Below are 3,240 nucleotides of genomic sequence, written 5' to 3'. Positions count from 1 at the left end.
ACTTATRCCATTTATATTTTTATTATTAATAGCACTTGGGTACTTTGTAGCACTACAAGTAAAAAAAGAACCAATGATAAGTGGTAGTGGAATACCTCAAGTAGAAGGTACTTTAACTAGAAGATTAAAAATGAATTGGTTTACTATTTTATACAATAAGTTTATAGGTGGACTTATATGTTTAGCCGTTGGATTATCGGTAGGTAGAGAGGGTCCATCAGTTCAGATGGGAGCTTGTATAGGAGAAGGTATATCAAAGGGATTTAATAAATTAGAAAATGAAGAAAAATATCTTATAACCAGTGGAGCAAGTGCAGGTTTATCAGCTGCATTTAATGCACCATTATCAGGGGTTATATTTGCTTTAGAAGAAGCTCATAAAAATTTTTCACCTTTGGTTTTGTTATCAGCTATGGTAGCATCTTTGGCAGCTGACTTTGTATCTAAACAATTTTTTGGAATAAACCCATCATTGATGTTTGAAGGAATGACATCTTTACCTTTAAAATATTATTGGACACTTATAATATTAGGCGTAACAATAGGAGTTAGTGGAGTTTTATTTAATAAAGGTATTTTAAAAACTCAAAGTATGTTTAAAAATAGTAAGTTGAGCACTGAGGTAAAAATAATAATACCATTTGTAGTAACAGGAATAGTAGGATTAATATCACCTATATTATTAGGTGGAGGTCACGAGCTTATAATAAGCTTACAAGAAAGTAATCTTACTATAATAACCTTATTAATATTTATAATARTTAAATTTTTATTTACATTTATAAGTTTTGGTTCGGGAGTTCCAGGTGGTATATTTTTTCCCTTATTAGCATTAGGAGCATTAGTTGGAAATGTAGTTGGTCTTATAGCTATATTATATTTAGGAGTWCCAAGTATTTACTTAGTAAACTTTATAGTAATAGCTATGGCCGGACATTTTGCAGCAATAGTAAAAGCACCTATTACAGCTATTGTATTAATATCTGAGATGACAGGCTCACTAGAGCATTTATTATCTCTTTCTATAGTTGTATTAATTGCTCAATTAACTTCTGACTTATTAAAATCTCATCCTATATATGAAAGTTTATTAGATAGAATATTGAGTAAAGGTACTCATAAGTATGAAGGAAATAGTAAGAAAACTTTATTAGAAGCAGCAGTCCATATGAATAGTTATATAGATGGTAAGCGTATAAAAGATATTCCATGGCCAAGTAATTGTTTAGTTGTTGCTATTACTAGGGGAGATATTGAAATATTACCAAATGGTTCAACTGAAATATTAGCAGGAGACTATTTGACTTTTATGACTGATCAAAAAAGTTCCTATGATATATTAGAAAAGGTAATTAAGTTAGCACAACAATAAGTATTTCTTTAGTTTTATTATAATTTTGAGATTATTAATAAGGTAAATATTAACATGATTATTAAAGAKATTTTCCAAAAGTATATTTTTTTATGTAAATATTAAGATTTTTATATAATTTATATGGATTGATATTAGGCAAAACATCACAACTAAATAAGAAATACTATAAGTTTTATTAAATAATAAAAATTTCTTAGGAAATAATTTTGATTTAAATTAAATGAGTTAGAAGTAAAAATAAATAATAGATTTGATTGTATGTAGATTATGTTTTACTATATTTAGATAAATATAAAAATAACTGTACCTTATTGATTAAAAGGTACAGTTGTTTTTTATACTATATAGAAAAATTATAAAGCATTTATTTCTTCATAAGTATCAACAGGTTTATTTTCCTTTTGAGATTTCTTAGATAAGTATATAAAGAAACTTACACATAATATAATCTGAACAAAAGTAGATGCAGGCGTTGCTAATCCTACTTTAAATAAAGATACAGGCTCTAATTTACTCATAAGATAAGATACTGGTATTCTTACAAGGAATGCACCTAAAACTCCTTGTATCATAACAAATGTTGTTTGTCCGCAACCATTGAAATAACCGACCATACAGAACATTATAGCTGTAAATAAACAGTCAACTCCATAAGATTTCATATAATCCCAAGATGCTAATATAACAGCTTCATCTTTAGTAAATATTTGAGAAAGTAAATTTCCATGGAAGAATGTAAGATAAAACATTACAACTCCGCAACATAAAGAAACTGATACAGAATAAATAAGAACTTTTTTAGCTCTATCATATTTTTTAGCACCATAGTTTTGAGCAACAAATGCAGATACTGATTGAGAGAATGATAATGGTATAAGCATTATAAATCCAACAAGTTTTTGAGCGACACCCATACCTGCTGATGCAACTACTCCCATTGAGTTACCTATCATCATAATAACTAAGAAGGATAAGTTTACAAGAACACCTTGTATAGATATTGGTGCACCAAATTTAATTATCTGTGAAGTTAAAGGTTTATGGAACCTAATACTATTTTTAGAAAATTCAAAAGGAACTCCATTTCTTTTTATTAATATTAAAGATAAGATAACACTAACTGCTTGAGCAAGTATTGTAGCATAAGCAGCTCCTAATGATGCCATATTAAACCAACCTACAAATATTAAGTCACCTATAATATTTACAATACATGCTATAAATACTGTAATAAGTGGTGTTTTTGAATCTCCAAGTCCTCTGAATACTCCACCGATAACATTATAAGCAACTATAAAAATAGAACCCATACCACATATTTTTAGATATGATACAGTACTATCGAAAGCTTCAGCTGGTGCTTGCATTAAACTTGTTATAAATGATGAGAAAATAACTATAATTATAGTTGTAATTACAGCTATAATAGCAAATATAGAAATACCACTTCCTACAACGTTTCCAGCATCCTTTCTATTTCCTTCACCAAGCTTTTGACCTATTAATATGGTAATACCCATAGTAAGTCCATTAATCATTGATGTTATAGAAGCCATTATTTGACTTCCAGTTGAAACAGCAGATACATCAGCAGAAGTACCAAATTGTCCAACTATAAGTAAGTCAACAGCACCATACATTGTTTGTAAAAATAATGCCATTAATATTGGAATTGTAAATTTTACTAAAGGTGATAATATTTTACCTTCWGTAAAATTAGATACTTTTCCCATTTCAATCTCCTTTTTATTAAGTTTTGCACAAAACTATATATATAATAACCACTAAATTTTAATCTGATTATTCTAGGTTATTTCTTATTTTATCAAGTACTCTATAAAATACATTTATTTCTTCTAATGTTA

Annotated in this window: 2 protein-coding genes; one reads left to right on the top strand and one right to left on the bottom strand. The window is 27.9% G+C overall.

What is annotated here, in order from left to right:
* Window positions 1-4 precede the first annotated feature (4 nt).
* A complete protein-coding gene (locus G3997_RS05980) occupies window positions 5-1,372 on the top strand; it encodes a ClC family H(+)/Cl(-) exchange transporter (protein ID WP_330616302.1) in 1,368 nt (455 codons plus the stop codon).
* Window positions 1,373-1,728: 356 nt separating this feature from the next.
* On the opposite strand, the gene G3997_RS05975 is transcribed toward G3997_RS05980, so the two are convergent.
* Window positions 1,729-3,108, bottom strand: a complete 1,380-nt coding sequence (locus tag G3997_RS05975) for an MATE family efflux transporter (protein ID WP_296644392.1) — start codon at window positions 3,106-3,108, stop codon at window positions 1,729-1,731.
* Between the last annotated feature and the right edge of the window lie 132 nt (window positions 3,109-3,240).

Source organism: Romboutsia sp. 13368 (assembly GCF_018336475.1).
Lineage (GTDB): Bacteria > Bacillota > Clostridia > Peptostreptococcales > Peptostreptococcaceae > Romboutsia.
The sequence above is the reverse complement of the archived record's forward strand: the minus strand, read 5'-3'. Positions and strand labels throughout refer to the sequence as shown.